Origin of the sequence: Desulfuromonas sp. (genome assembly GCF_002868845.1) — a bacterium.
Lineage (GTDB): Bacteria > Desulfobacterota > Desulfuromonadia > Desulfuromonadales > BM501 > BM501.
In genome coordinates, this window is sequence record NZ_PKUB01000013.1 from 70,031 (window position 1) to 95,169 (window position 25,139).

Sequence of the window (25,139 nt, forward strand, 5' to 3'; positions counted from 1 at the left end):
ATGCTGATCTCCAACGCCGCCATCCATAACCGTCGCACCGTTTTCGTGCTGATGCTGATGTTCATTGTGGTCGGCATTTTCAGCTACGCGACTCTGCCGCGCGAATCGACCCCCGACATCACCATCCCCAACGTGCTGGTCGTGACCTCCCACGAGGGAGTGGCGCCGGCCGACATCGAGACCCTCATAACGCTCCCCATCGAACGCAAGCTGAAGGGGCTAAAGGGGGTCGAGGAGATCCGCTCGGTGAGCGCCGAGGGCTCCTCGATGATCACCGTCGAGTTCACCCCGGACGTGGATATCGACGACGCCCTGCAGAAAGTGCGGGACAAGGTCGATCAGGCCAAGGGCGACCTCCCTGACGACCTCGAGAACGACCCCTCGATCATCGAGATCAACCTCTCGGAGTTCCCTATCCTCATGGTGGCGGTCTCCGGGGATGTCGGCGAGCCGGTCCTGAAGAGGGTCGCCGAAGAACTCGAGGACCGGGTCGAGGAGATCCCCGGGGTCCTCGAGGTCGACCTCACCGGCGCCCGCGAGCGGGAGATCCGGGTCGAGTTCGATCCCGACCGGATGGCCGCCTATCGCCTCTCCTTCGCCGAGATCCTCTCCACTATCAGGCGCGAGAACGTCAACATCCCCGGCGGCAGCATCGACATCGGCGAGGGCAAGTACCTGCTGCGCATCCCCGGCGAATTCACCGACCCGGACCAGGTCGACAACCTGATCCTGGTCACCCGGGACGAGCGCCCCATCTACCTCAAGGACGTGGCCGTCGTGCGCGACACCTTCGAGGACCACACCAGCTACGCCCGCCTCAATGGCAAGCAGAGCGTCACCCTGGCGATCAAAAAACGCACGGGGGAAAACATCATCGCCATCTCCGACCAGGTCTTCGGCCTGCTCGAGGGGGCCCGGGACCTGCTGCCGCCAGGGGTGGAACTGTCGGTGACTCTCAACGAGTCGAAGGACATCCGGCGCATGGTTTCGGATCTGGAGAACAACATCCTCACCGGGTTGATCCTGGTGGTTGTCGTCCTCTTTCTCTTTCTCGGGCTCAACAATGCTCTCTTCGTCGCCCTGGCGATCCCTTTCTCGATGCTCATCTCTTTCAGTGTGCTTCAGGCGATGGGGATCACCCTCAACATGGTCGTCCTCTTCAGCCTTATCCTCGCCCTGGGGATGCTGGTCGACAACGCCATCGTCGTGGTGGAGAACATCTACCGGCACATGCAGGAGGGGATGGACCGCATCGCCGCGGCCAGAACGGCCGCGGCCGAAGTCGGCTGGCCGGTCATCAGCTCGACCCTGACGACCCTCTGCGCTTTTTCTCCGATGATGTTCTGGCCGGGGATCATGGGGGAGTTCATGAAGTACCTTCCCCTGACCCTTATCGTGACCCTCTCCGCGTCCCTGTTCGTCGCCCTGGTCATCAACCCGGTTCTCTGCGCGGTCTTTATGCGGGTCAAAGAGCCGAAGGGGACGAGTCGGGAGCGCTCCACCCTCGCGATCCGCCTTTACCGGGGCCTTCTCGAATTCTCCCTCGATCACAGAGGCCTGATCGTCGGCGGCGCATTGGCCCTGCTGGTGGCGATCGTCGCCGCCTACGGGGCTCTCGGCCACGGCGTCGAACTCTTCCCCGACACCGAGCCGAACCGCGCCTTCGTCGAGATCAAGGCCCCCGAGGGGACGAGCCTCGATTCCTCCGACGCCCTCGCCCGCATCGCCGAAGAGGCGGCCGCACAGGAGGGGGACGTGCGCTACGCCATCGCCGAGGTCGGGGTCGGCAGTTCCTCGGAAATGGGCGGCGGTACCGCCGGCCAGTCACACCAGAGCAAGGTCTCCCTCGACTTCGTCGACCGGCACGACCGCCACGAGGATTCGAACTTGGTCCTGGCCCGGATCCGGGAGGCCCTTTCCGGCGTCGCGGGGGCCGACATAAAGGCCGAGAAGCAGAAGGAGGGGCCGCCGACCGGGCCGCCGGTCAACATCGAGATCAGCGGGGAGAAAGTCGAGGTCCTCGATGCCCTCGTACAGCAGGCGAGGATGCTGATCCGCGACGTCCCCGGGCTGGTCGACCTCAAGGATGACCTCTCCAAGGCCAAGCCGGAGATCAGGGTGCAGGTCGACCGGGAGAAGGCGACCCTCCTTGGCCTCTCCACCGCAGACATCTCGCAGACGGTGAAGGCCGCCATCAGCGGCAGCAAACTCGGGGTTTACCGGGAAGGAAAGGACGAGTACGACATCGTCGCCCGTCTCCCCGAAGATCGGCGCCAGGGCTTCGGCGATATCGAGAACCTGCTGGTTCCCACCGCTGGCGGCGACCCGGTCCCCCTCTCCACCGTCGCCCGCCTCGAGATCGGCTCCGGTTTCGGGGCCATCCGTCACATCAACCAGAAGCGGGTGGTGACCCTCTCTGCGAACACCTACGGCCGGAACAGCAACGAGGTGCTCGCCGAGGTGCAGCGGCGCCTGACCGGTCTCGATATCCCCGGCGGCTACCGCATCGACTTCTCCGGCGAGCAGGAGGAGCAGCAGAAGGCGACCGCCTTTCTGAGCAAGGCCTTCGTCGCCGCGGTCTTCATGATCGCCCTGGTGCTCCTCACCCAGTTCAACTCGGTCCGGCAGGCGGGGATCGTCATGACCTCGGTGATTTTATCCCTGACCGGGGTCTTTCTCGGCCTGATGCTGACGGCGACCCCCTTCGGCATCATCATGACCGGCATCGGGGTCATCTCCCTCGCCGGGGTGGTGGTCAACAACGCCATCGTGCTCATCGACTACGTCAACCAGCTGCGGGGGCAGGGGATGGAACTGCGCGACGCCCTGGTCCGGGCGGGGACCGTCCGGTTCCGGCCGGTGCTGTTGACAGCGGTGACGACCATTCTCGGCCTCTTGCCGATGGCGGTAGGAGTCAGCTTCGATTTCCGCTCCTTCAGCTGGGAGATCGGGGGCGAGTCGGCGGCATGGTGGGGGCCGATGGCGATCGCCGTTATCTTCGGGCTGGCCGTTGCCACCTTGCTGACCCTGGTCGTTGTGCCGGTGTTGTACTCCCTCTCCGAAACGTTCACCCTGCGGCGGCGCCTCAAGAAGTCCGCCTAGCCCGCCGACGCTTCCTGGCCTCGGTGCGGGGCCCTCCGTTGGGTCTCCGTTGCTCGTCCCTGGGCGGCGGAGAGCGCCCGTAGCATCGGACCGTTTCTTTGTCTCGGAGATTCGCCTGATAGCGTGTCTCGAATAGAAAAAGGCCGGGCATGCGCCCGGCCTTTTGGTTCAGATCGATGGATGGTGCTTCAGGAACGGAAGCGGATGTTGAACTGGGTCTGGTCCCGTCCCCGGACCACGAAGATGACCTCTACCTCGTGGGGCCGAAGGGACTTCGACGACCCGCCCTTGTCATGGATCCCGGCAAAGACCATGGTCTTGCCGCCGACCCGCATGCTCTTGACCTGAATGGCGTCCTGGCTTTCGGCCTTGCCGTAAGCCTCCAATATTTCCACCCATTGGCCAACGTCTACGTGATCGGCGTTCTTGGCAGGGATCTGGTATTTTCGTTCCATAGATAAACCCCCGAATGATTCGTCAAAACAGTGTATACGTGAAACCCGAAATGTTGTAAAGAGAAAATTATTCTCCAACGCAAACGGGGATTGTCAAGTCGTTGGGAGCCTTTCTTGTCGATTTTTGCGAAAGAGAGAGGGCCCAAATACGAAGCCGGGAAGCCCGGGCTTTTGAAAAGCCGTTCTGTTGACTCTTGGCCCTCTTTTTCTCGTCAGGCTCTTGTTTCTATTCGTTTCGGATAATTCCCCTTTAAAGTTTAGATTTAGGACCTGCTAAGGTTGTTGTCATGGTAACCCTGTGGTATCTTTGGGCCGCCTGTCATGGCCCTGGGCAGCATCGGGGAACGCATGCGTTTTTGGGGGGATCCGGTGGCCAACACCTTCGGGCTTCGCGCCCAGATACTGCTTCATATCCTTCTCCTTGCAGGAGCCGCGCTTCTGTTTGCGGGGTTTCTTTTTCTGCGTCTCACAGAAAGCGCCCTGCTCGATCAGCGGGTCAGTCACGCAGTCGCGACCATGGAGGTTTTTTCCAGGACTCTCGCCGCGACCATGGCCGATGGGGGGCCGGCAGAGGCCGACCTGAGGGGTCGCACCCGGCGGCTGCAGGACTTTGCGGGCTCCCTCCCTCCCAACCTGGGCTGGGGGGCTGTCGACCGCAACCTGTCCCCCGTCTCCTCCGCGGCAAGCCTGGGAGCCTTTTCCCTGGACCTGGCTGACCTCGCCCAGGTCAGGGAGTCGCGCCGGGTCGAGATCCAGGTTCACTATCCGCCCACGGGAATTTTTTCCGTCACCGGGGGGGACGGTTTCGTCGTGGCCACCGCCCCGGTCCTGGCCGAAGGCTCCTTCGCTGGAGCTCTGCAGGTTCGCTTTTCCCTCGGGGACGTTCGGGCCAGGATATTCGGAGGGAGGACCCTGGTACTCGCCTACGCCCTCCTTTTCGGGACGGTCATGGTGGGTTTCGGTTTCTATCTTCTGAGCCGGACGGTTGTGCGGCCGATAGGACGCCTCATGGAGGGCACCCGCCGGGTCGCCGCGGGAAACCTGGCGGAGGTCCTCCCGGTGGAGGGCCCACGGGAGATCGCCCAACTGGCCGGCTCGTTCAACGCCATGACCGGGGCCCTCGCAGACAGCCGCAGGGAGACAGAGGCGTACATCTCCTCGCTTCAGCGGACCAACGAGGATCTGAGGCGGACCCAGGAGGACCTGGTCCGTTCCGAGAAAATGGCCTCCGTCGGGCACCTGGCGGCCGGCATGGCTCACGAGATCGGCAACCCCCTGGGGGCCGTCGTCGGCTACCTCGATCTGCTCAGAGGGGAACTGCCCGAAGGCCGGGAAAGAGAGATCGCGGATCGGAGCCTGGGCGAAGCCCGGCGCATCGACCGGCTGGTGAAGGACCTGCTCGACTATGCCGCCCCCGGCGGGGGGGACGAGGAATCCTTCGACCCCCTGGCCGCACTCGTCGAGGCGAGGGACCTTCTGCAGCATCAGGGGGCTTTCGAGGGGCTCAGCGTCGACGGGGAGCTCCCCGCGATGCTTCCCGCGGTGACCATGGCTCGCCACAAGCTGCTCCAGGTTTTCGTCAACCTGCTTCTCAACGCCAGGGACGTTTCACCCCCGGGAGGGGCTGTTAGCCTCGCCGCCGGGGTGGTGAAGGAGGGAGCATGGATTTCGGTGAGAGATGAGGGGGAGGGGATGGACGGCGAGACCATGGCCCACATCTTCGACCCCTTCTTCACGACCAAGGAGCCCGGGCGGGGGCGGGGGCTGGGCCTTTTCGTCTGTCACAGGGTCCTGGACGAGGCCGGCGGCCGCATCGAAGTGCAATCCGAGCCGGGCAGCGGCTGCGTTTTTACCGTGCATTTTCCGATATCCAAAGCGCAGGGGGAGGGGTAGAGCCGGTTATGCAGGAAACGGGGAAAAAGATTCTGGTCATCGACGACGAGTCCGCCATGCGCCACATGCTCAGCATGGTGCTGGAAAAGGAGGGGTACCTGGTCGCCGAGGCGGCCACCGGGGAGGAGGCCCTTTCCCAGCTGGAAAAGGAATCCTTTGACGTGGCCCTGTGCGACATCCGCATGCCGGGGATGGACGGGCTCGCTTTTCTGGAGGAGGCCGGAAAGCGGCATTGCACCGCGACTCTGATCATGATGAGCGCCTACGGTTCGATCGACACCGCCATCGAGTGTATGAAGCGGGGGGCTTACGACTTCATTTCCAAGCCCTTCAAGACCGACGAGGTCATCCTGACTTTGCGCAAGGCCGAAGAGCGCTTGCGCCTGAAGCGGGAGAACGCCCTGCTGAAAAGGGAACTCTCCGGGGGCAAGGACGGAGGAGCACCGGTCTTCGCCAGTGCGGCCATGGAAGGGATCATGGAGCTGGTGAGAAAAGTCGCCGGCGCCTCATCCCCGGTACTGATCACCGGCGAGACCGGGACCGGCAAGGAGGTGGTGGCCCGGGCCGTGCACGACCTGGGCCTGGACAAGGAACGCCCCTTCGTGGCCGTCAACTGCAGCGCGATCAGCTCCGGACTGCTCGAGAGCGAGCTGTTCGGCCACGTCAAGGGGGCCTTCACCGGGGCGGACCGGGAGAGACAGGGATTGTTCGGCGCGGCCGAAGGGGGGACCCTCTTCCTGGACGAGATCGGGGAGATGCCCCTGGAGCTTCAGCCCAAGCTGCTCCGGGTTCTTCAGGAAAGGGAGCTGCGCCGCGTCGGGGACACCCGTCCGCGCGAGGTGAACGTGCGGGTGCTGGCCGCCACCGGCCGCAACCTGACCGAGGAATGCAACGAGGGGCGGTTCCGCATCGACCTCTTCTACCGTCTCAACGTGGTCGAGATCCGCATTCCCCCTCTGCGCGAGCGTCCCGAGGACATCCCTCCGCTGGTCGATCACTTCTGCCGCCAGCTCGCCGCCCGGGAGGTGCGCCCCGTACCGACCCTTACCGCCGAGGCCATGGAGATGCTGCGGCAGTACCCCTGGCCCGGGAACATCCGGGAGCTGCGCAATTTCGTGGAAAAAACCCTGATCTTTTGTCGGGACGAGCAGATCGGGCTCTCCGACCTGCCCTGGGAGGTGCGCCGGCAGGAGCGGGATTTACCGGAGGACCTCTCCCTGAAAAAGGCCATCGAGCGGATGGAGCGGGAATATATCCGCAAGGCCCTTTTGGCCACCGAAGGCAACCGCACCCACGCCGCCAAACGCCTGGAGATCAGCCTGCGGGCCCTGCTCTACAAATTGAAGGAGTACGATGTCGATCAGGACTGACCGGCCGCGGGAGCTGTGAAATGTCTGCGCGGCAGGTATGCAAAAGTTGCGCACCTCCGGGGGGGCGAGGCCGTCCTGTTGGCAAAAACAATCAAAAAAACCAGTAGCTTAAGGCTGGTGTTGGCGTCGGAATGCATTTTGCACTTCTGGTTTTTGAAGATAATTTTTGGAGAATTTTATGGGGGTCACCCATCAGACCAATTTGAAAAGCCAGAAGGGTTTCACCCTGATGGAGCTGCTGATCGGCATCGCGGTCGCCGGAATTCTCGCGAGCATCGCCTATCTGGGCAGCGGGTTTCTGGATAAGTACAGGCTCACCGCGGCATCGCGCGAATTACTCGCCGATTTGCAGTGGGTTCGACAGAACGCGGTGACCCGTTCGACTCCGGACGACCCTTCGGACCCCGATCATGCCAATCACGGTTTTGGCATTCGCTTCGATTCAGCATCGCAATACACCCTCTTTGAGTTCAACGACGATCAAACGGGTGCCAAAGAATTTTTCAAGTACGAGGGCGCTGCCGAAGAGAGCGGCCCGAGGGTCAAGGATCTGCCCCAGGGGGCAACGGTGACCAAGGGGGCGGCTGCCAATCCGACGGGTGAGGTCCTGCTCTATGGCCGAAACGGTATGGCCCGGGACCGGAACTGGTCGACTACGGACGCCACCTTCGTACTGCGGCTTCACGAGGTTTCACCTCCTCGCTGCGTGGTGATCAGTGCGGTCAGGATCAGGGAGGGGGTCTGGATAGATGGAGCGTGCGATGCCAGATAAGTTGTGGGGAAAAGGAAACGGTTCGGGTCGAAAACCCTTCTCGCATGAGATGAAGGGGTTCACTCTGGTGGAGATGATGATCGCCCTGTTCATCCTTTCGGTCTCCATTCTCGGGCTGACCGCGGCGACCCTCACGGTCATGCGGACGAACCTCGACAACGATGTCCGAAACGCAGCCGTGCGCCTGACCAAGGAATTGGCCGAAGATCTTTTCGCCGCAGATTTCGAGGCATCCTCCTTGACCGAAACCACCACCACGACAGAAAGCGGAACGGTGACGACCCCGCACTCCGCGACCCGCCTGGTCCGATTGCGCGGAGCGGAAAAATCCTTCTCCCTTTCCTGGGAGGTCAATGCCAAGACCAACGACCTCAAGGAAGTGGAAATCACCGTTTCTTCCCAACTCGGGGACAAAACCATCGAAAACAAGTCCGCCATCTACAAGCACCGGGCTCTTTAGAGGAAGGTCGTGATGAAGGCTGAATCGATTCAGCGGAGCGCACCGCGAGGGATGCACGGTTTCCGCAGGCTTTTGGCTATCCTGACTTGCCGTAACGACCAGAGGGGGTTCAGCCTCACCGAGATGCTCATCACGGTGGGGATCTTTTCCGTGATTATGGGCGGGGCCTACGGCGCCTTCATTACGCAGATGAAGCATTCGACCCGCGAGTACAACGTGGCCGGAGCCGATATCGAGTTGGGCATCGTTAAAACCCTGCTCGAAAGGGATATCAGCTCCACGGGCTACGGCCTTGCCAACGACTACGGCGGGGCCACCGACGGCGACGGCGACGTTCTCAACCCCCGAGCGGTGAAGGGATCGGAGGGCGACCGTTTCGGCGGGTCGGATTCTTTGACCCTCATGGGAACCGCCCTGGGGGTCAACTCCCGACAGTCTATGGGCTGGACCTACATGGATGCTGTCGACCCCACCTTCGCCCAGTGGTCGGACTCCCGGGAGAACATCGAGGCGGGGGATCGGGTGATAATGATGCAGCCCGATACCAAGGCCCTTTTGACCGAGGGGGGAAAGTGGCTGTTCAAATTCAATTACAATTACGCCGATCCCGCCGCCGTGGCAGTCGACGAGCGCATCACCACGGTTGACGGGGGGACGACCTTTTCGGGGGCGGAGATCGGAACCCTGGTATATGGCCTCTATGGCCAGGGAAGTAGCGACGATGATGACCACGCTGACCTGAAACCCTATTACGTCGTCAAGTATTACCTGCCGGATGACGCCGGGAGCAACGACCCCGGGGTGTGCGCTCCCGGAACCAGGAGCCTGCTGCGGGCCGAGAGCAGAAAGGCCGATGACAACGATGATCCCCTGAGCACGCCGAGTCCGCTTCTGGCCTGCGTTCGGGATTTTCAGGTCACCTTCGGCCTGGACAAAGACGAGGACGGCACCATCGATGACTGGGATGACGGCGGCGCCGATCACGCCAACGGCTATAGTGCGGACAACCTGCGCAAGCGCCTCAAGCAGGTTCGGGTCTATATCCTGGTGCAGTCCGGCAGCCCCGACCCGGACTATACCTACCCCCTGGCCAGCGTGCGGGTGGGGGAGGCCACAATCGACTCGGGTCGGGACGTCGCTTTGACCGCAGAACAGAGGAGGTACCGGTGGAAACTACTCACCCTGAACATCGCCCCCAGAAACCTCAAATGAGCCCAGGCCGTCTCGGAAACCAGCGGGGCATCGCCCTGATCCTTGCCTTGCTGATGAGCTTCGCGATCATGGCCATGGTTACCGGGGTGCTTTACGTCGTCAGCCAGTCGACCCAACTCTCTACCGCGGGCAAGGGGTACGCCACTGCCGAAGAGGCGGCCGACGGGGCGATCAACGTGATGAAGGACGCCGTCAACCTGACCCTCTGGGGAGAGCCGGTGGCCGATGTGTTGCCCGATGTCAATTGCGTCGATAGCGCCGGCAACGACCTGGGCTACAAGCTCGATACGGCGATCCTCAACCAGAACAGCGAATGCACCACCACCATGAATCTCGGCTCGACGGTTCTCGGCGGCAATTTCAGCGCCATGGTGACCATCGAGCGGCTCTTCAGCAAGGCCCTGCCAGGCGGGCGGCTCGAATTCGCCCGCTCGGCGGGGGGGCTGTCGAGCACGGCCATATTCTTCCGGATCAGCGCCACGGTGACCGGTCCTAACAGAACCCGGGCAGAGAACTCCGCCCTGTACCGCTTCGCCGGGTAAAAGGAGGCTAGAGGCATGAGATACCTGCTGACCCTGTTGCTGACCCTGTTCTTTGCGGCCCCGGGCGTCCTCCACGCCGCCATGGACAGCTACTGCAGCGCGCCCCCGTATGTGACCCGCACCGTGGCGCCGAACATCATGATTTTGATGGATAATTCCAACGACATGATGGATTCGGCGTACCCGGAAGACTACGACTCCAGCAAGGACTACATCGGCTATTTCCATCCGACGGGCTGCTACAGTTACTCGAGCAACAAGTTCGAGGAACTGCTCAACACCTCGGGGAGCCCCAGCCGCTCCTACCTTGCGACGGAAACCTGCCCCGCGGCCGCCCCTTTCCGCGGCAAACTGATGAACTGGGCGACGATGTCCCGGTTCGACGTGCTGCAGAAGGTTCTGATCGGTGGCAATTCCGCCTCCAAACAGGGAAACGCCCACACCCTGGTCAGCATCAGCGGCGCCAGTTGGCCGGACCGGAGCGATACGACCTCGGGCTGTGTTTTTCAGGTCAACAACGGCAACCTGACCATTACCGAGACGGTGCCCAATGCGTGTTCGCTTTTGGACAGCCCCCCGGTCCCCATTGCCATGGAGTCGTCAGACGTCCTGCCCGGGGACGTGGGCGAAGTCGCCCCCCGAAGCCTGGAGCTGCTCCTTTCCGACTATGCCCAAGCCGTCTCGGACGGGGCCAAGGGGGCCTTTGCTTCGGCTTCGGACTTCTGGGACAATCTGGAGTTGGTTCCGTCGGCCTGGGCGGGGGCCTGTTCCTCCATCACGGTCGGCTCTCTTAATGGAACTGTCGGATCCCCCTTTTCCCTGACCCTGACCCTTCCTGAGAACGCGGCGAACAAGACGGCGACCTGGACGACCACCACCATGCCGGCTTGGCTCGGAAGCCCGACCTACAGCAAGTACAACAACAAACTCACCAACGGCGTCGCCACCTGGACGGGAACACCGACGGCCGCGGGGAGCTTCCCTTTTGAGGTCTCGGTGACCTCCACGTCCTGCACCGGAACCAGCACCATCAGCGGCAACGTCGTCATCTCCCCCGAAGACCTGAAGATCAACCATGTCAGCCCCCTCCCCGACGGAAACCTCGACAACCCTTACACCCTCGAACTCCACGGGCAGGGAGGGATCGGGGCCTTGAGCTGGATGGCCGCCGGGCTTCCGGCGGGCCTTTCGATCGGCACGGCCACCGTCGGGTCGGTGACGAACTACTACATCTCCGGGACCCCGACAGTCGCGGGGACCTCCACGGTGACCCTGACCCTCTCGGACAGCAGCGGCGACAGCCTGACCCAGGATTTCGAGCTCTCCATCGTCGAAGGGCTGACAGTCACGACCAACTCTCTGCCCGGCGGGCAGGAGGGAGAGCCCTATGCCACCACCCTGTCGGCACAAGGCGGCTCCCCTGCCTATACCTGGTCGATCGTCGCCGGATCCCTCCCCTCCGGGGTGAGCATGAATTCCTCCGGGGTCTTCAGCGGAACGATCGCCGCCGGGGCGGCTGGGAGTTACCCGATCACCGTCCAGTTGCAGGACTCGGTCGGAGATGTCACGACGGCCGATTTCACCATCGAAGTCGTTACGGCCCTCGGCCATGTGGAGATCTTTTCCACATCCCCATTGCCGACCGCCTACAAGGGGGTTTTCTACAGCTACCAGATCGTGGCCACTGGAGGGTGCGAGCCATACACCTGGTCGGTCTCCTCAGGAAGCCTGCCGTCCTGGATGAGCCTCTCTGCCACCGGTGTGCTCAGCGGCACTCCGGACAACAACAACGACATCACCTATGCCGACTTCGATATTTCGGTCGAGGGGTGCGGGGGGTGGGTCGACACGGTGACCTTTTCCATCACGTCGCTGAAAAAAGCGCCCGGCGCCACCAATCGCTCTGCTTCCTATACCGTCAAGGTCGTACTGGAAGAAGAGGTTTTCCAGGATTCAAACGGCAACGACATCTGGGATCAGGGTGAATTCATAGATGACGATAGCGATGGTTTGTTTGAACCTGCGGATGGAGAGGTCAGGTTTGAGGATGATAACGGCAACGGCGTGTGGGACGGCAAGGTAGGGATTTTTCACAAATTCTGGGATGCGAACAACCCCAGGGCCCGCTGGGGGATGACCAAGTTCAAGAACCAGGGCGTCTCGACGATCGTCGAGGCCAATTCTTGCATCCCGGTGACGACTGCGTCCTCGTTCTATACGGCGATTCAGAACGCCACCCCCTCCGATTCGTCTCCCCTGGCCGACGGACTCTACGGGGTCATCAACTACTACGGGTTCGACAACCCCTACGGGTTGGGGTACAGCGGCTGCACCAACAGCGACCCCATCGACGAGGTGCCCTGCAGGAAGAACTACGTGCTGGTCATCAGCTCCGGCACCGACGTAAGCGGCACTGACTTTTCCGCCACCGCCGACTGCACTGCCAGCGATCCCCTGGAGCAGAACGCCTGCTACGGCTACACCACCGACCTGAGAGACCCCGATTCCGCCGGGACGCAGAACGTGCACACTTTTATCGTCAACACCATGGGGACCAGCAACAACACGGAACTCGAGGCGGCGGCCCTCGCGGGAGGGGGGGGGTATTACCAGGCGGCGAGCGGTTCCGACCTGGAGACGGCACTGATCCAGGCCCTGGAGGACATCCTCGCCCAGGCCGCCTCGGGGACGGCGGTCTCCGTTCTCACCACCTCGTCGCGGGGAATCGGCTCCATGATCCAGGCCTACTTTCTGCCGGTCAAGCAGGAGGGGGAGAGGGAGGTCTCCTGGGTCGGGTACACGCAGAACCTGTGGATCGACCCCCAGGACAACCTGCGCGAGGACTCCCCCACCGTCGACCACGAACTGGAACTTGACAACGACAAGGTCGTGCGCTTCTTCTTCGACGAAAGCGTCAACGAATCGAAGGCCGCCCTGTTCGAAACCGACGCCGACGGCACCGGCGGGGACCTGGGAACCTGCTCCGACTATGATCTTGTCACCTTCTCGGACATCAGCTACAACTGGGAGGGGGGGGAGGCCCTCGCCCTTACGGACCCTTCGGACCGCACCATTTTCACCTCGAAGAAGCTCCTCCGGGTCGACAGTTCCGATGCGACGACGGCAACGACCTTTTCCCCCACGCTATTCACGACGGGCATGGACTCTGATCTGGTCAATGCGCTGAATGCCGGCGCCGGCGCCTTCACCGCCAACGAGATCATCGGCTATATCCGGGGCGAATGTCTGGAAACCGGGGTGTCGGGGGACAGCGCCTGCGGGGCGACTCCCAACGGCACCTTCCGTGACCGGCGGATCGGGGTGAGCGGCGGCGACACCAACGGCAACGTCTGGAAACTCGGCGACGTCATCAGTTCGACCCCCAAGGTCCTCTCCGGAACGCCGGCCAACACCTACCACATCGACTACGGCGACAACACTTACTATCAGTATGTCTCCAGCGATACCTACAAACATCGCTCCTCCATCGCTTTCGTCGGCGCCAACGACGGCATGCTCCACGCGTTCCGGGTCGGTTATCTGGTCGACAGTGGTCTGGCTGAGGGGGTCAAGGCCAAGTTCCAGAATGCCTATGGCGTCACCGCCGCGGCCACAGCCACCGACAAACTCGGGGAGGAGGTCTGGGGCTATATCCCCTACAATGCCTTGCCCTACCTGCAGTACCTCGCCGACCCCGATTACGGCAGTTGCCACATCTACTACAACGATCTCTCGGTGCGCCTGGTCGATGCCAGCCTCGGCTGCGACACCGCAGTCGATGCTTCCTGCGACGACCCTGGCGAAGCCCGTAAAGCGGGGAGCTGGAAGACGGTCCTGATCGGCGGCATGCGCTTCGGAGGCGCCTGCGACGGGGGCAGTCCCACACCCCCGCTGGCCGGAACCGGGTACTCGTCCTATTACGCCATCGACATCACCGATCCGGAGTCCCCGGTGCCGATGTGGGAGTTTTCCCATGCCGACATGGGCTTTGCCACCACCTTTCCCTCCATCATCCGAACCGGCGGCAAGACGACGAACGGAAACTGGTACCTGGCTATCGGCTCGGGGTCTACGGACCAACCCAAAAGCCGCATCGACCTCACCCAGGACATCGGTCGCTCCGGTACCGGCTACGTCTTTCTGCTCGACCTCAAAACCGGGGCCCTGGCGAAGAAGATCAGTCTCCACGACGGCAACGCCGACGTCGACGACAACCACATCGTCGGGGACATCCTCGCCATCGACAAAGACAAGGACTACGTTTCGGAGAAGATCTATTTCGGCACGTCCTACGATGACGGCTCTGGGACCTGGAAAGGAAAGCTCTTCGCCATCGACATCCCCGACCAGGACCTCACAGCGGCCTGGGCCCCCAACGTCGTGTCGCTGTTCGAAGATGCCTATCCCTTTACGGCATCTCCCGACGCCACCCGTGACTCCGTAGGAACGACCTGGGTCTATGCCGGCTCCGGCAAGTATTTCAGCGACCTCGACGAGAGTGACACGTCTGACCAGATCTTCTTTGGTCTGAAGGATCTTTCCACGATTACTTACCCCCTGGTCGCCACGGATCTCGACGACCAGTCGGCGGTGACCACGACGGGGACGGTCACCGGAACCACAAGTGTGTGCCTCTACGACTCGGCCGATAACGATTTTTCGATGCAGGACCTTGTGACCTCGGTAAGCGGCACCGAGGCGGCCGCCTCCGACACCGGCTGGCGGTTGACCCTTTCCGGCGGGGAGCGGATGATCACCCGTCCCCTGGCGGTCGGCGGTCTGGTCGACTTCCTGACCTACAAGCCGAGTTCCGATCCCTGCTCCTACGGGGGGAATTCGTACCTGTACGCCGTCGGCTACACGAGCGGCGTCGCACCTCCGAGCGTGGCGATCCGCGCCCCGGATACGACCAACGGTGCCACCGAAGGGACGGTGACGGTGAATCGCGGCATTCTGCTTGGCCCCGGCGCCCCCCCCACGGGGGAGGCGATCATTATCCCGCCACCCAAGGAAGGCCAGGAGCAGTTGAAGAAAAAGATCCAGATCGCCACCGGGGTCATTGTCGAGGCGGAGAACACTCCCGTACTGTCGGTTATCTCCAATGTGATCCACTGGCTGAAGAAATAGGGCCGCCAACTCCATGATGGATCGAACGCTGTTTGCTGCCCCGCCAACCGAAACGGTTGGCGGGGCTTTTTCCCTTGCGCCCGCCCCGCCGCTTTTCGTATAGTGAGTGCCTCAATTCACGGAAAAGAGGGGGTTTTTCAGCTATGGCTAAAATTGTTCCGTTTCGCGGGGTGCGCTACAACCCGGACAGCGTTAAAGACCTGTCTAAGGTGATGGCTCCCCCCTACGACGTGATCTCGCCCGAACTTCAGGATGACCTTTACGCCCGCCACCCGGCCAACGTGGTCCGCCTCATCCTCGGCAAGACTTCCGAAGAGGACGGCGAGGCCGACAACCGCTACACCCGCGCCGCCGCCGACTTTGAAAAGTGGCAGGAGGACGGTGCTTTGATGCGCGACGCCGAGCCCTCCGTCTACCTCTATGACCAGGAATACCCCATCGAGGACGGCACCGTCGTCGTACGCAAGGGGTTCATGGCCCTGACCCGCATCGAGGATTTCTCCTCCGGGGTGGTCAAGCCCCACGAGAAGACGTTGAGCGGTCCCAAGACCGACCGACTCAACCTCACCAAGGCCTGTGGCGCCAATTTCAGCCCCATCTTCTCCCTCTACTCCGACCCCTGCTGCGCCCTGGAGTCCCTGACCCGCAAGGATCGGGAGCAGAGCCCGGCCCTCGAAGTCTCTGACGACGACGGTGTCAAGCACCGGCTCTGGAGGGTGACCGACCCGGCGAGCATCGAGAAGGCTCAGGAACTCCTCTCCAGCAAGCCTCTCTTCATCGCAGACGGCCACCATCGCTACGAGACGGCCCTCAACTTCCGCAACCTGATGCGGGAGAAGCATCCCGGCTACACCGGCAAGGAGCTCTTTAACTACGTCCTCATGTACTTCGCCAACATGGAGGACCAGGGGATGCTGATCTTCCCGACCCACAGGATGATTTTCAACCTGGAGGCCTTTCACCTGAAGAGCCTTCTGGAGGCCCTTGGGGAGCACTTCCTCATCGACCGCCGGCAGATCGACTCCACCGATCCCGCTGCGCGGGCGCAGGCCCGTGAGGAACTGAAGGAGAGGGGCCGGGACAAGCACGTCATGGGCCTTTTCGCCGGGGACGAGACCCTCTATTTCCTTACCCTGAAGGACGAGGCGGTGATGGATAGCTTCTTCGACCCCAGCTCTCCGAAAGTTCTGAGGACCCTCGACGTCTCGATTCTCCACAAGCTGATCCTGGAGGGGCTCCTCGACATTACGCCGGAGGCCCAGGAGAAGCAGGTCAATCTCAAGTACGTGAAGAATTTCGACGACCCCTTCGATCTTGTTCAGTGCGGCGAGTTTCAGCTGGCCTTCCTCATGAATTCCACCCGCATGAGCGAAGTTCGCGACGTGGCCAACGCCGGGGAGAAGATGCCGCAGAAATCGACTTACTTCTACCCCAAGCTCCTCACCGGGCTGGTCATCAACAAGATCGCTGCATCGGAGACGGTGGAGGGGTAACGAGGGAAGGGTGGAAGAACCCCGGCCCTTCATGGAGGTAAAAGTGGAAATTCTCGGGATCGATATCGGTTTCGGTTTCACCAAGGCGACCAACGGCAGGGATACCCTGATCTTCAAGTCGGTCCTCGGCGAGGCTACCGACATCCAGTTCAAGGAACCCCTGATCGCCGAAACCGCCGCGGAGGAGCATCTGCAGGTCGAGGTAGACGGCAAGGCCTATTTTCTCGGGGAGCTGGCCGAGCGGCAGAGCAACGTCCGGTTTTTCACCCTGGACCAGGCCCAGTTCATCAGCACCTTCGCCAAGAACCTGGCCCTGGCGGCGGCGGCCCGCCTGGTAGGGGGCTTCGTCCCGGTCAACCTGGTGACCGGCCTGCCCATCGGCTACTACCGCAAGTACAAGGACGAGCTCGCCAGCATCCTGCAGGGCGAACACAAGGTGGTCCTTACCGGCGCCGACGGAAAGAGCCAGGAAAAGGTCGTCAGCGTCAACAAGGTGCGGGTCATTCCCCAGCCTATCGGCTCTCTGTTTCAGCTTATGCTCAACGACCTGGGCGACCTGGGCGACAAGCGGCTGGTCAAGGAGAAGATCGGGGTTATCGATGTCGGCTTCCGCACCTCCGACTACACCGTTTCCGACAAGATGCGCTACTCGGAACGGGGCAGCCGCACCACCGACTCGGGCATCGCACGGGCATTCAGCGTCATCGCCGCCAAGCTCCGGGAAAAGAGCGGGGTCAACGTGGAGCTCTACCGGCTTTACGATGCGGTGGACCGGGGCTCCATCAAGATCCGCGGCAAGGAGTACGAGCTCAAGAGCCTGACCGAACAGGTCTTCGGTCAGCTGGCCGCCGCGGTCGCCAACGAGGTCGACCGCCTCTGGGTCGACGATTGGGACATGGATGCCATGGCGATTACCGGCGGCGGAGGGGCGGTCCTCGCCAAGTACCTCGAACCGCTGCTCAACGGTCACATCCTGACCCTCGACTCCGGTGGCGACGCCCGGTTCAACAACGTCAAGGGCTACTGGCGATTCGGCAAGCATCTCTGGGCCCGCGGGGTCGCCCCTACCGCCCCGGAGAAGTGATTCCGGCAGATTTGAAGCCCCCGCCGGTTCCCGCCGACGGGGGCTTTTTCATGCAGAAGGTCCGATCCCCTCGTTTCAGTGCATGCCTTCTCTTTCGGAAAGGTACTGACCGATGCCCATCTCGCCCGCCGATATTCTCAAAATCCTCGAAAAGGGTGCCCGACGGCCCCTCACCGCCCGGGAAATCCTCGGCCACCTCGAACTGCCCCGCGGCGAGCGGCAGGAAGCCGTTCGCCTTTTGGATGAGCTGGCCCGCGAAGGGGTCCTGGTCAGCCTGAAGGGGGGGCGCTTTTCCCTGCCCCGAAAGGTCAACCTGGTGACCGGTCCGCTTTCGGTCCACCCCGAGGGTTACGGATTCGTCTCCCCCGGCGACACCCGCGAGGGGGACGTCTTTATCCCGGGCCGCTTTCTCGGCGAGGCCATGCACGGCGACCGGGTGGTGGCAAGGGTCGAGCCCGGCCGCCTTAAGGGCAAGTCCGAGGGGCGCATCATCCGGGTCCTGGAGAGAGCCCACCAGACGGTGGTGGGTCGTTTCGAGAGCGGCGACCGCTTCGGATACGTCGTCCCTGCCGACCCCCGCCTGCATCGGGACATTTTCATCCCCCCGGCCTCCACGGGAGAGGCTCGTCCGGGCCAGGTGGTGGTGGTTCGCCTCGACAGCTTCCCCGGGAAAAACCGCAACCCCGAGGGGACTGTGGTCGAGGTGCTCGGTGATGCCGGTGACCCTGCGGTCGAGATCCTGACGATCGTCCACAAATTCAGCCTCCCCCACACCTTTCCCTCCGAAGTCGAAGGGGAACTGCCCGGCGTTCCGAGCCAGGTGAGCCCTTCGGACTACTCGGGGCGGGAGGACCTGCGCGACCTCGTGACGGTGACCATCGACGGGGAGAGCGCCCGGGATTTTGACGACGCTGTGGCCGTCCGCCGTGAGACGGGCGGGCGGATCCGGCTCTGGGTCTCCATCGCCGACGTGGGGCATTATGTCCCGGAGGGGAGCGCTATCGACCGGGAGGCCCTTGAACGCGGGACGAGCGTCTACTTTCCCGGCCGCTGCATTCCCATGCTACCCGAGAAGCTCAGCAACGGCATCTGCTCTTTGAACCCCGGGGTGGAGCGCCTCGCCATGACCGCCGAAATTGTCTTCGACGAGGAGGGGAACCGTCTGGAGAGCCGTTTCTACCCCTCGCTGATCCGCAGCGATGCCCGCCTGACTTATACCGAGGTACGGGACATGGTGGTCGCGGAGGAGGCCCGGGTCATCGAAGCCTATTCGGGGATTTACCCCCACCTGCTGGTGATGAAGGATCTGGCGTGGAGGCTGATGGAGATGCGGCGACGGCGAGGCAGTCTCGATTTCGACCTTCCTGCGGCCGAGGTGGTTCTCGACCTGCGCGGCCGTCTCGAGGACATTATCCGCTCTGAGCGGAACCTCGCCCACCGCATGGTCGAGGAGTTCATGCTGGCGGCCAACGAAGCCGTCGCCACTTTCCTCTTCGGTCGGGGAGTGCCCCTGTTGTACCGGATTCACGAAGCGCCCGACCTAGAAAAGATGCAGGCCTTTCAGGAGTTCGCCGCTCACTTTAATTACGGCATGGTCCTTGGCAGGGAGGGGGTGGCCTCGCGGCAGTTGCAGAAGCTCCTCCACGAGGCGGAGGGCCGCCCCGAGGAACGGATGCTCAACCAGGTTTTGCTGCGCAGCATGAAACAGGCCCGTTACGATCCCGACAACGTGGGGCATTTCGGCCTGGCGGCGGAGCTCTACTGCCACTTCACGTCACCGATTCGCCGTTATCCGGACCTTGTGGTGCATCGGGTCCTGCGCGCGGTCCTTCAGCAAGGGGGTATGAAGCCGGGACGGCGGGCACAGCTCCAGAGGAGCCTGCCGGGAACCGGGGAGGTCACCTCGCAGCGGGAGCGCAGGGCCATGGAGGCGGAGAGGGAGATCGTCGATCTGAAGAAATGCCAGCACATGGCGACCCGGGTCGGGGAGGTTTTCGACGGCCATATCTCGGGGGTCACGCCCTTCGGCTGTTTTGTCGAACTCGATGACGTTTTCGTGGAAGGGTTGTTGCATGTCTCGAGCCTGGGTGACGACTTCTACCACTACGAGGAAGAGCTGCACCGCCTGATCGGGGAACACCGGCGGCGGGTGTTTCAGATCGGCGGCGCTGTGCGGGTGCAGGTGGCCAGGGTCGACTTGGAGCGTCGACAGATCGATTTCTCCCTCGAAGAAGAAGGGGATCCGCTCAGGCGAAGAAAAAAGATGAAAAACCGCCCAAAGAAGGCCGTAAAGCGGGTATAATGAGCCCCGCCATAGCGGACAACGCATTCTTCGACACCAATTGAGTCGCCATGAGAGTTTTCAGGGACCTTGACCAGTTGACCACCCCCCTGCCGAATGCAGTGGTGACCATCGGCAATTTCGACGGCGTTCATCTCGGGCACCGGGAGATTTTCCGCCTCGTGGTCGATCGGGCCAGGGCCATGGGCGGGGCTTCGGTGGTGTACACCTTCGTTCCGCACCCTCTCAAGGTCCTTGCTCCGGAACGTGCGCCGCGCCTGATCAACACCCTTGAGGAGAAGGAGCGGCTTATCGGCGCCTCCTGTATCGATGTGCTGGTCTGCGCTCCTTTTACCCGCGAGGTGGCGGCCCTGACCGCAGACCAGTTCGTCGAGGATGTCCTTTTGCGCAAGCTCGGCGTCCGGCACCTCATCGTCGGCTCCGATTACGCCTTCGGCCGTGGGCGGGAGGGGGACGTCGATTTTCTGCGCCGCGCCGGAAAGCGCCACGGGTTTGCCGTGGAAGCCCTGGCGCCCATCGCCAGGAGCGGCGAGGCCCTAAGCTCCACCCGCATTCGGGAGATCATCGCCGCCGGCGACGTCGCCGGGGTCGTCGGCCCGCTCGGGCGTCACTTCACCCTGGAGGGGGAGGTGGTCCATGGGGCCAGGCGTGGCAAAGGGCTCGGTTTCCCCACTGCCAACCTGCGCACGGACAAGGAGCTTCTGCCCTGTCCCGGTGTCTACGCCGTCAAGCTCAAGAGGGGGACGCAGGTCCTCGACGGGGTGGTCAACATCGGCTACAACCCCACCTTCGGGGCGGGCGAGATGTCGATCGAGGTGCATATCTTCGATTTCGGGGCGGAGATCTACGGGGAGAAGCTGCGGATCTATTTCATGGAGCGTTTGCGGGACGAGAGGCGCTTCCTGTCCCCGGAGGACCTTGTCGCGGCGATCGGGGAGGATGTGCGGCGGGCCCGAAACATCCTGGCCCGGGCGCGCATCGTGGAATTCCGGGAGTATCTCGACTGCGGAGTGGAGAGCCCGCCCCTGTGAAGCGACCCGCACGGCGGGATGGCCGGAGGATGAGGACCGATGCGCCTTGCTTGACAGTTTAATGATCCTTTATATAAGATGCCTCGCATAAATATAAACAGCAACCGGAGTGTGCCCCTTATATGACCGCCGACCGACTCGGAGAACTGCTCGTTCGCAACAACCTGATCAAGGAGGAGCACCTCTCCAAGGCCCTTGCCGAGCAGAAGGCCACCGGCGGACGGCTCGGTGCGAGCCTGATCAAGCTGGGATTCATCGACGAGGAGGAGCTTGCCACCTTTCTCTCCCGGCAGTATGGCGTCCCGTCCATAAATCTTGCCGAATTCGAGATCGACCCCACCGTTATCCGCCTCGTTCCCGCCGAGGTGACCCAGAAATACCAGGTCGTCCCCATCAACAGGGCCGGCTCGACCCTCATCGTCGCAATGAGCGACCCCTCCAACATCTTCGCCATCGACGACATCAAGTTCATGACGGGGTACAACGTCGAAGTGGTGGTCGCCCCGGAAACGGGCATCAAGCAGACCATCGACAAGTACTACGACCAGAGCGCCAGCCTGGCCGATGTCATGCACGACCTGGAGGACGTCGACCTCGAAGTGGTCGAGGAAGGGGATGACGTCGATGTTCTCGAACTCGCCAAGGCGAGCGAGGACGCCCCGGTCGTCAAGCTGGTCAACCTGATCCTCACCGACGCCATCAAGAAGGGCGCATCCGACATTCACATCGAGCCCTACGAGAAGTCGTTCCGGGTCCGCTACCGCATCGACGGGATGCTCTACGAGGTGATGCAGCCTCCCTTCAAGTTCAAGAACGCCATCACTTCCCGCATCAAGATCATGTCCGAGATGGACATCGCCGAGAGGCGCCTGCCCCAGGACGGGCGCATCAAGATCAAGCTGCCCGGCGGCAAGGACATGGATTACCGGGTCAACTGCCTGCCGACCCTTTTCGGGGAGAAGGTCTGCCTGCGGCTTCTGGACAAGGGCAACCTGCAGCTCGACATGACCAAGCTGGGCTACGAGGAGCAGGCCCTGCAGTGGTTCCAGAAGGAGATTCACAAGCCCTTCGGCATGGTCCTGGTTACCGGCCCCACCGGGTCGGGCAAGACGGTCTCCCTCTACTCGGCCCTGTCCGAGCTGAACAAGGTCTCCGAGAACATCTCCACGGCCGAGGACCCCGTCGAGTTCAACTTCGCCGGCATCAACCAGGTCCAGATGCACGAGGAGATCGGCCTCAATTTCGCCGCCGCCCTGCGGGCTTTTCTCCGCCAGGACCCGGACATTATCATGATCGGCGAGATTCGCGACTTCGAAACCGCCGAGATCGGGGTCAAGGCGGCCCTGACCGGGCACATGGTCCTCTCCACACTGCATACCAACGACGCCCCCAGCACCATAAACCGTCTTCTCAATATGGGGGTCGAGCCCTTCCTGGTCGCTTCGGCGGTCAACCTGATCACCGCCCAGCGGCTCGCCCGCCGCGTCTGCTCCGAGTGCAAGGTGGTGGATGAGATTCCCCAGCAGGCCCTTATCGACGCAGGCGTTCCCGCCGACGAGGTCGACGAGCTCGTCTGTTACAAAGGGGAGGGGTGTTCGATCTGCAGCAATACCGGGCACAAGGGCCGGGTCGGCATCTACCAGGTCATGCCGATGTTCGAGGAACTCCGGGAGATGGTCCTGGCCGGGGCCAACACCGCCGAAATCAAGCGGGAGTCGATGCGCCTCGGGGTGAAGACCATGCGCCAGTCGGCGCTGTCCAAACTTCGAGAGGGGGTCGTCTCCTTCGAAGAGGTCCTCCGCAGCACGATTGCCGACGAATAGCAAAGAGCCTCCGACCCTTCACGATCCGAAAACCAGCGGTTTATTATCATACGGGGATAGACACTCATGACCGGAATGCAGGACTTTCTCAAGGCGATGGTCGACCAGGGGGCTTCGGACCTTCACATTACCAGCGGCAGCCCTCCCCAGGTGCGCATCGATGGGCAGATGGTCCCCCTGAAACTGCCCCCGTTCAGCCCGACGGACACCAAGAGGCTGTGTTACAGCATCCTCACCGATGCCCAGAAGCGCAAATTCGAGGAGGAGAACGAGCTCGATATCTCCTTCGGCGTCAAGGGGATGGCCCGTTTTCGAGGCAACATCTACATGCAGCGTGGGGCGGTGGCGGGTGCCTTCCGGCTGATTCCCTTTTCCTTCCGCTCCTTCGAAGAGCTCGGTCTGCCCATGACCGTGAGGAACCTCGCCCGCAAGCCCCGCGGACTGGTTCTGGTCACCGGCCCCACCGGCAGCGGAAAGTCGACCACCCTGGCCTCGATCATCGACACCATCAACAGCGAGCGCCACTAGCACATCATCACCATCGAAGACCCCATCGAATACCTTCATCCCCACAAGAAATGCCTTATCAACCAGCGCGAAGTGGGGGCCGACACCGCGTCTTTCAAGAAAGCCCTCAAATATATCCTGCGCCAGGACCCCGACGTCGTCCTGCTGGGGGAGCTGCGGGACCTGGAGACCATCGAGGCGGCCCTGACCATCGCCGAGACGGGCCACCTCTGCTTTGCCACCCTGCACACGAACAACTGCGTTCAGACCATCAACCGCATCGTCGACGTCTTTCCCACCAATCAGCAGACCCAGGTGCGCACCCAGCTCTCCTTCGTTCTCGAAGGGGTCCTCTCCCAGTCCCTCATCCCCCGCCTTCACGGTCGCGGACGGGTCCTGGCCCTTGAGGTCATGGTGCCCACCACGGCAATCCGGGCCCTGATCAGGGACGACAAGGTTCACCAGATGTACTCGCAGATGCAGATGGGGCAGGAAAAGCACGGCATGCAGACCATGAACCAGAGCCTCTTCATGCTCTACCACAAGAAAATGATCACTCTGGAGGACGCCATCGTCCGCTCCTCGGACATTGACGAGCTGAAGCAGATGATCGCCAACCCCGATGCGGTCCTGCGGCGCCAGGTGCTGACCGCAGCGCCGGGGAGAAGATAGGCGGACCGGGAGGGGAAGGCGCCGCCGCCGGCGACGCTCCGGGCCGATTGACGCAAAGGGAAGGGAAGATCGACCATGGCCAAGTATTCGTGGGAAGGCAAGACCCGCTCCGGGGAAGTGCAGAAGGGGGAGGTTGAGGCGCCGAACGAGGCGGTTGTCACCGCCACCCTGCGCCGGCAGGGCATCATGCCCTCCAAGATCAAGGAGCGGGGCAAGGGGCTGGACGTTGAAATCAAGATCCCCGGCTTCAAGCCCAAGGTCTCCACCAAGGACCTGGTGGTCTTCACCCGGCAGTTCGCCACCATGATCGACGCCGGTCTGCCCCTCGTCCAGTGCCTCGATATCCTCGGCCGCCAGCAGGACAACAAGACCTTCAAGGACATCCTGATCGACGTCAAGGAGAGCGTCGAGTCGGGCTCCACCTTCGCCGATGCCCTGAAGAAGCACCCCAAGCCCTTCGACGAGCTTTACGTCAACCTCGTTGCGGCCGGCGAGGTCGGCGGCATCCTCGACACCATTCTCAACCGCCTTGCCGCCTACATCGAAAAGGCGCTCAAACTGAGAAAGCAGGTCAAGAGCGCCATGACCTACCCGGGCACCATCGTCGGCATCGCCCTCGTCGTGGTCTCGGTCATTCTGATATTCGTCATCCCCGCCTTCGAGAAGATGTTCGCCGACTTCGGAGGCAGCCTGCCGGCGCCGACCCAGGTCGTGATCAACATTAGCAACTTCGTTCAGGACTACATCCTGGTCATTATCGGCAGCATCATGCTCTTCATCTACACCTTCAAGCGGATTTACCGCACCGAGAAGGGGCGGGCGAAAATCGACAACATGGCTCTGAAGCTTCCGATCTTCGGCGTCCTGATCCGCAAAGTCGCCGTGGCCAAGTTCACCCGGACCCTCGGAACGATGATTTCCAGCGGGGTGCCGATCCTCGACGGCCTCGGCATCGTCGCCAAAACGGCCGGCAACAAGACCGTGGAAAAGGCCATCTACAACGTCAAGCAGAGCATCAGCGAGGGCAAGACCATCGCCGAACCGCTGGAGAAGTCGGGGGTCTTTCCGTCCATGGTGTGCCAGATGATCGCCGTTGGCGAACAGTCAGGGGCCATCGACACCATGCTCAACAAGATCGCCGACTTCTACGATGACGAGGTCGACGACGCCGTGGGCAACCTCACGGCGATGATGGAACCTCTGCTCATGCTCTTTCTCGGGACGACCGTCGGCGGCCTGGTCATTGCCATGTACCTGCCGATCTTCAAGCTGGCCGGCACCGTCGGGGGATGAT

At 62.3% G+C, this 25,139-nt stretch carries 15 protein-coding genes and 1 pseudogene; 15 read left to right on the forward strand and 1 reads right to left on the reverse strand.

What is annotated here, in order from left to right; translation table 11 throughout:
- Entirely contained in the window at window positions 1–3,102 is a 3,102-nt protein-coding gene (locus C0617_RS03250) for an efflux RND transporter permease subunit (protein ID WP_291315585.1), read from the forward strand.
- 188 nt (window positions 3,103–3,290) lie between these two features.
- Here the strand turns inward: C0617_RS03250 and C0617_RS03255 are convergent, their stop codons facing one another.
- On the reverse strand, window positions 3,291–3,557 hold the full coding sequence (locus C0617_RS03255) for a hypothetical protein (RefSeq protein ID WP_291315586.1): 267 nt from the start codon (window positions 3,555–3,557) through the stop codon (window positions 3,291–3,293).
- Window positions 3,558–3,905: 348 nt separating this feature from the next.
- On the opposite strand from C0617_RS03255, the gene C0617_RS03260 reads away from it, so the two are divergent.
- The 14 genes and pseudogenes from C0617_RS03260 (at window position 3,906) to C0617_RS03325 (ending at window position 25,138) form a co-directional block, all read left to right on the forward strand.
- Window positions 3,906–5,450, forward strand: coding sequence for a HAMP domain-containing sensor histidine kinase (locus C0617_RS03260; protein WP_291315587.1), 1,545 nt, complete (start codon window positions 3,906–3,908; stop codon window positions 5,448–5,450).
- An 8-nt stretch (window positions 5,451–5,458) separates the two neighbouring features.
- The gene (locus C0617_RS03265; RefSeq protein ID WP_291315588.1) at window positions 5,459–6,820 is read left to right on the forward strand and encodes a sigma-54 dependent transcriptional regulator; all 1,362 of its coding nucleotides are present in this window, start codon (window positions 5,459–5,461) and stop codon (window positions 6,818–6,820) included.
- Window positions 6,821–6,998: 178 nt separating this feature from the next.
- Window positions 6,999–7,592, forward strand: coding sequence for a prepilin-type N-terminal cleavage/methylation domain-containing protein (locus C0617_RS03270; protein ID WP_291315589.1), 594 nt, complete (start codon window positions 6,999–7,001; stop codon window positions 7,590–7,592).
- Between the two features lie 49 nt (window positions 7,593–7,641).
- Entirely contained in the window at window positions 7,642–8,052 is a 411-nt protein-coding gene (locus C0617_RS03275; protein ID WP_291315590.1) for a prepilin-type N-terminal cleavage/methylation domain-containing protein, read from the forward strand.
- A gap of 12 nt (window positions 8,053–8,064) precedes the next feature.
- Window positions 8,065–9,264 carry a PilW family protein gene (locus tag C0617_RS03280; RefSeq protein ID WP_291315591.1) on the forward strand — a complete coding sequence of 400 codons (1,200 nt, stop codon included), beginning with the start codon at window positions 8,065–8,067 and terminating at the stop codon, window positions 9,262–9,264.
- A complete protein-coding gene (locus C0617_RS03285) occupies window positions 9,261–9,806 on the forward strand; it encodes a hypothetical protein (RefSeq protein ID WP_291315592.1) in 546 nt (181 codons plus the stop codon). The genes C0617_RS03280 and C0617_RS03285 overlap by 4 nt, the downstream gene beginning before the upstream one ends.
- A 15-nt stretch (window positions 9,807–9,821) precedes the next feature.
- Complete coding sequence (locus tag C0617_RS03290) at window positions 9,822–14,933, forward strand: putative Ig domain-containing protein (protein ID WP_291315593.1); 5,112 nt, start codon at window positions 9,822–9,824, stop codon at window positions 14,931–14,933.
- A gap of 143 nt (window positions 14,934–15,076) precedes the next feature.
- Window positions 15,077–16,426 carry a DUF1015 domain-containing protein gene (locus C0617_RS03295; protein ID WP_291315594.1) on the forward strand — a complete coding sequence of 450 codons (1,350 nt, stop codon included), beginning with the start codon at window positions 15,077–15,079 and terminating at the stop codon, window positions 16,424–16,426.
- A gap of 10 nt (window positions 16,427–16,436) precedes the next feature.
- Window positions 16,437–17,510 carry a ParM/StbA family protein gene (locus tag C0617_RS03300; protein ID WP_291315595.1) on the forward strand — a complete coding sequence of 358 codons (1,074 nt, stop codon included), beginning with the start codon at window positions 16,437–16,439 and terminating at the stop codon, window positions 17,508–17,510.
- Window positions 17,511–17,622: 112 nt separating this feature from the next.
- The gene (gene rnr, locus C0617_RS03305) at window positions 17,623–19,812 is read left to right on the forward strand and encodes a ribonuclease R (protein WP_291315596.1); all 2,190 of its coding nucleotides are present in this window, start codon (window positions 17,623–17,625) and stop codon (window positions 19,810–19,812) included.
- 50 nt (window positions 19,813–19,862) lie between these two features.
- The gene (locus C0617_RS03310; RefSeq protein WP_291315597.1) at window positions 19,863–20,843 is read left to right on the forward strand and encodes a bifunctional riboflavin kinase/FAD synthetase; all 981 of its coding nucleotides are present in this window, start codon (window positions 19,863–19,865) and stop codon (window positions 20,841–20,843) included.
- A gap of 122 nt (window positions 20,844–20,965) precedes the next feature.
- Window positions 20,966–22,666 carry a type IV-A pilus assembly ATPase PilB gene (pilB, locus tag C0617_RS03315; protein ID WP_291315598.1) on the forward strand — a complete coding sequence of 567 codons (1,701 nt, stop codon included), beginning with the start codon at window positions 20,966–20,968 and terminating at the stop codon, window positions 22,664–22,666.
- Window positions 22,667–22,732: 66 nt separating this feature from the next.
- Window positions 22,733–23,845 (forward strand): annotated as a pseudogene (locus C0617_RS03320) (type IV pilus twitching motility protein PilT).
- Between the two features lie 75 nt (window positions 23,846–23,920).
- Window positions 23,921–25,138 carry a type II secretion system F family protein gene (locus C0617_RS03325; RefSeq protein WP_291315599.1) on the forward strand — a complete coding sequence of 406 codons (1,218 nt, stop codon included), beginning with the start codon at window positions 23,921–23,923 and terminating at the stop codon, window positions 25,136–25,138.
- Window position 25,139: the final 1 nt, after the last annotated feature.

Coding starts and splice junctions, on each gene's coding strand:
- C0617_RS03270 (WP_291315589.1), top strand. CDS start 6,999: ATGGGGGTCACCCATCAGACCAATTTGAAAAGCCAGAAGGGTTTCACC.
- C0617_RS03250 (WP_291315585.1), top strand. CDS start 1: ATGCTGATCTCCAACGCCGCCATCCATAACCGTCGCACCGTTTTCGTG.
- C0617_RS03285 (WP_291315592.1), top strand. CDS start 9,261: ATGAGCCCAGGCCGTCTCGGAAACCAGCGGGGCATCGCCCTGATCCTT.
- C0617_RS03290 (WP_291315593.1), top strand. CDS start 9,822: ATGAGATACCTGCTGACCCTGTTGCTGACCCTGTTCTTTGCGGCCCCG.
- C0617_RS03325 (WP_291315599.1), top strand. CDS start 23,921: ATGGCCAAGTATTCGTGGGAAGGCAAGACCCGCTCCGGGGAAGTGCAG.
- C0617_RS03310 (WP_291315597.1), top strand. CDS start 19,863: ATGAGAGTTTTCAGGGACCTTGACCAGTTGACCACCCCCCTGCCGAAT.
- C0617_RS03255 (WP_291315586.1), bottom strand. CDS start 3,557: ATGGAACGAAAATACCAGATCCCTGCCAAGAACGCCGATCACGTAGAC.
- rnr (WP_291315596.1), top strand. CDS start 17,623: ATGCCCATCTCGCCCGCCGATATTCTCAAAATCCTCGAAAAGGGTGCC.
- C0617_RS03280 (WP_291315591.1), top strand. CDS start 8,065: ATGAAGGCTGAATCGATTCAGCGGAGCGCACCGCGAGGGATGCACGGT.
- pilB (WP_291315598.1), top strand. CDS start 20,966: ATGACCGCCGACCGACTCGGAGAACTGCTCGTTCGCAACAACCTGATC.
- C0617_RS03260 (WP_291315587.1), top strand. CDS start 3,906: ATGCGTTTTTGGGGGGATCCGGTGGCCAACACCTTCGGGCTTCGCGCC.
- C0617_RS03275 (WP_291315590.1), top strand. CDS start 7,642: ATGAAGGGGTTCACTCTGGTGGAGATGATGATCGCCCTGTTCATCCTT.
- C0617_RS03295 (WP_291315594.1), top strand. CDS start 15,077: ATGGCTAAAATTGTTCCGTTTCGCGGGGTGCGCTACAACCCGGACAGC.
- C0617_RS03265 (WP_291315588.1), top strand. CDS start 5,459: ATGCAGGAAACGGGGAAAAAGATTCTGGTCATCGACGACGAGTCCGCC.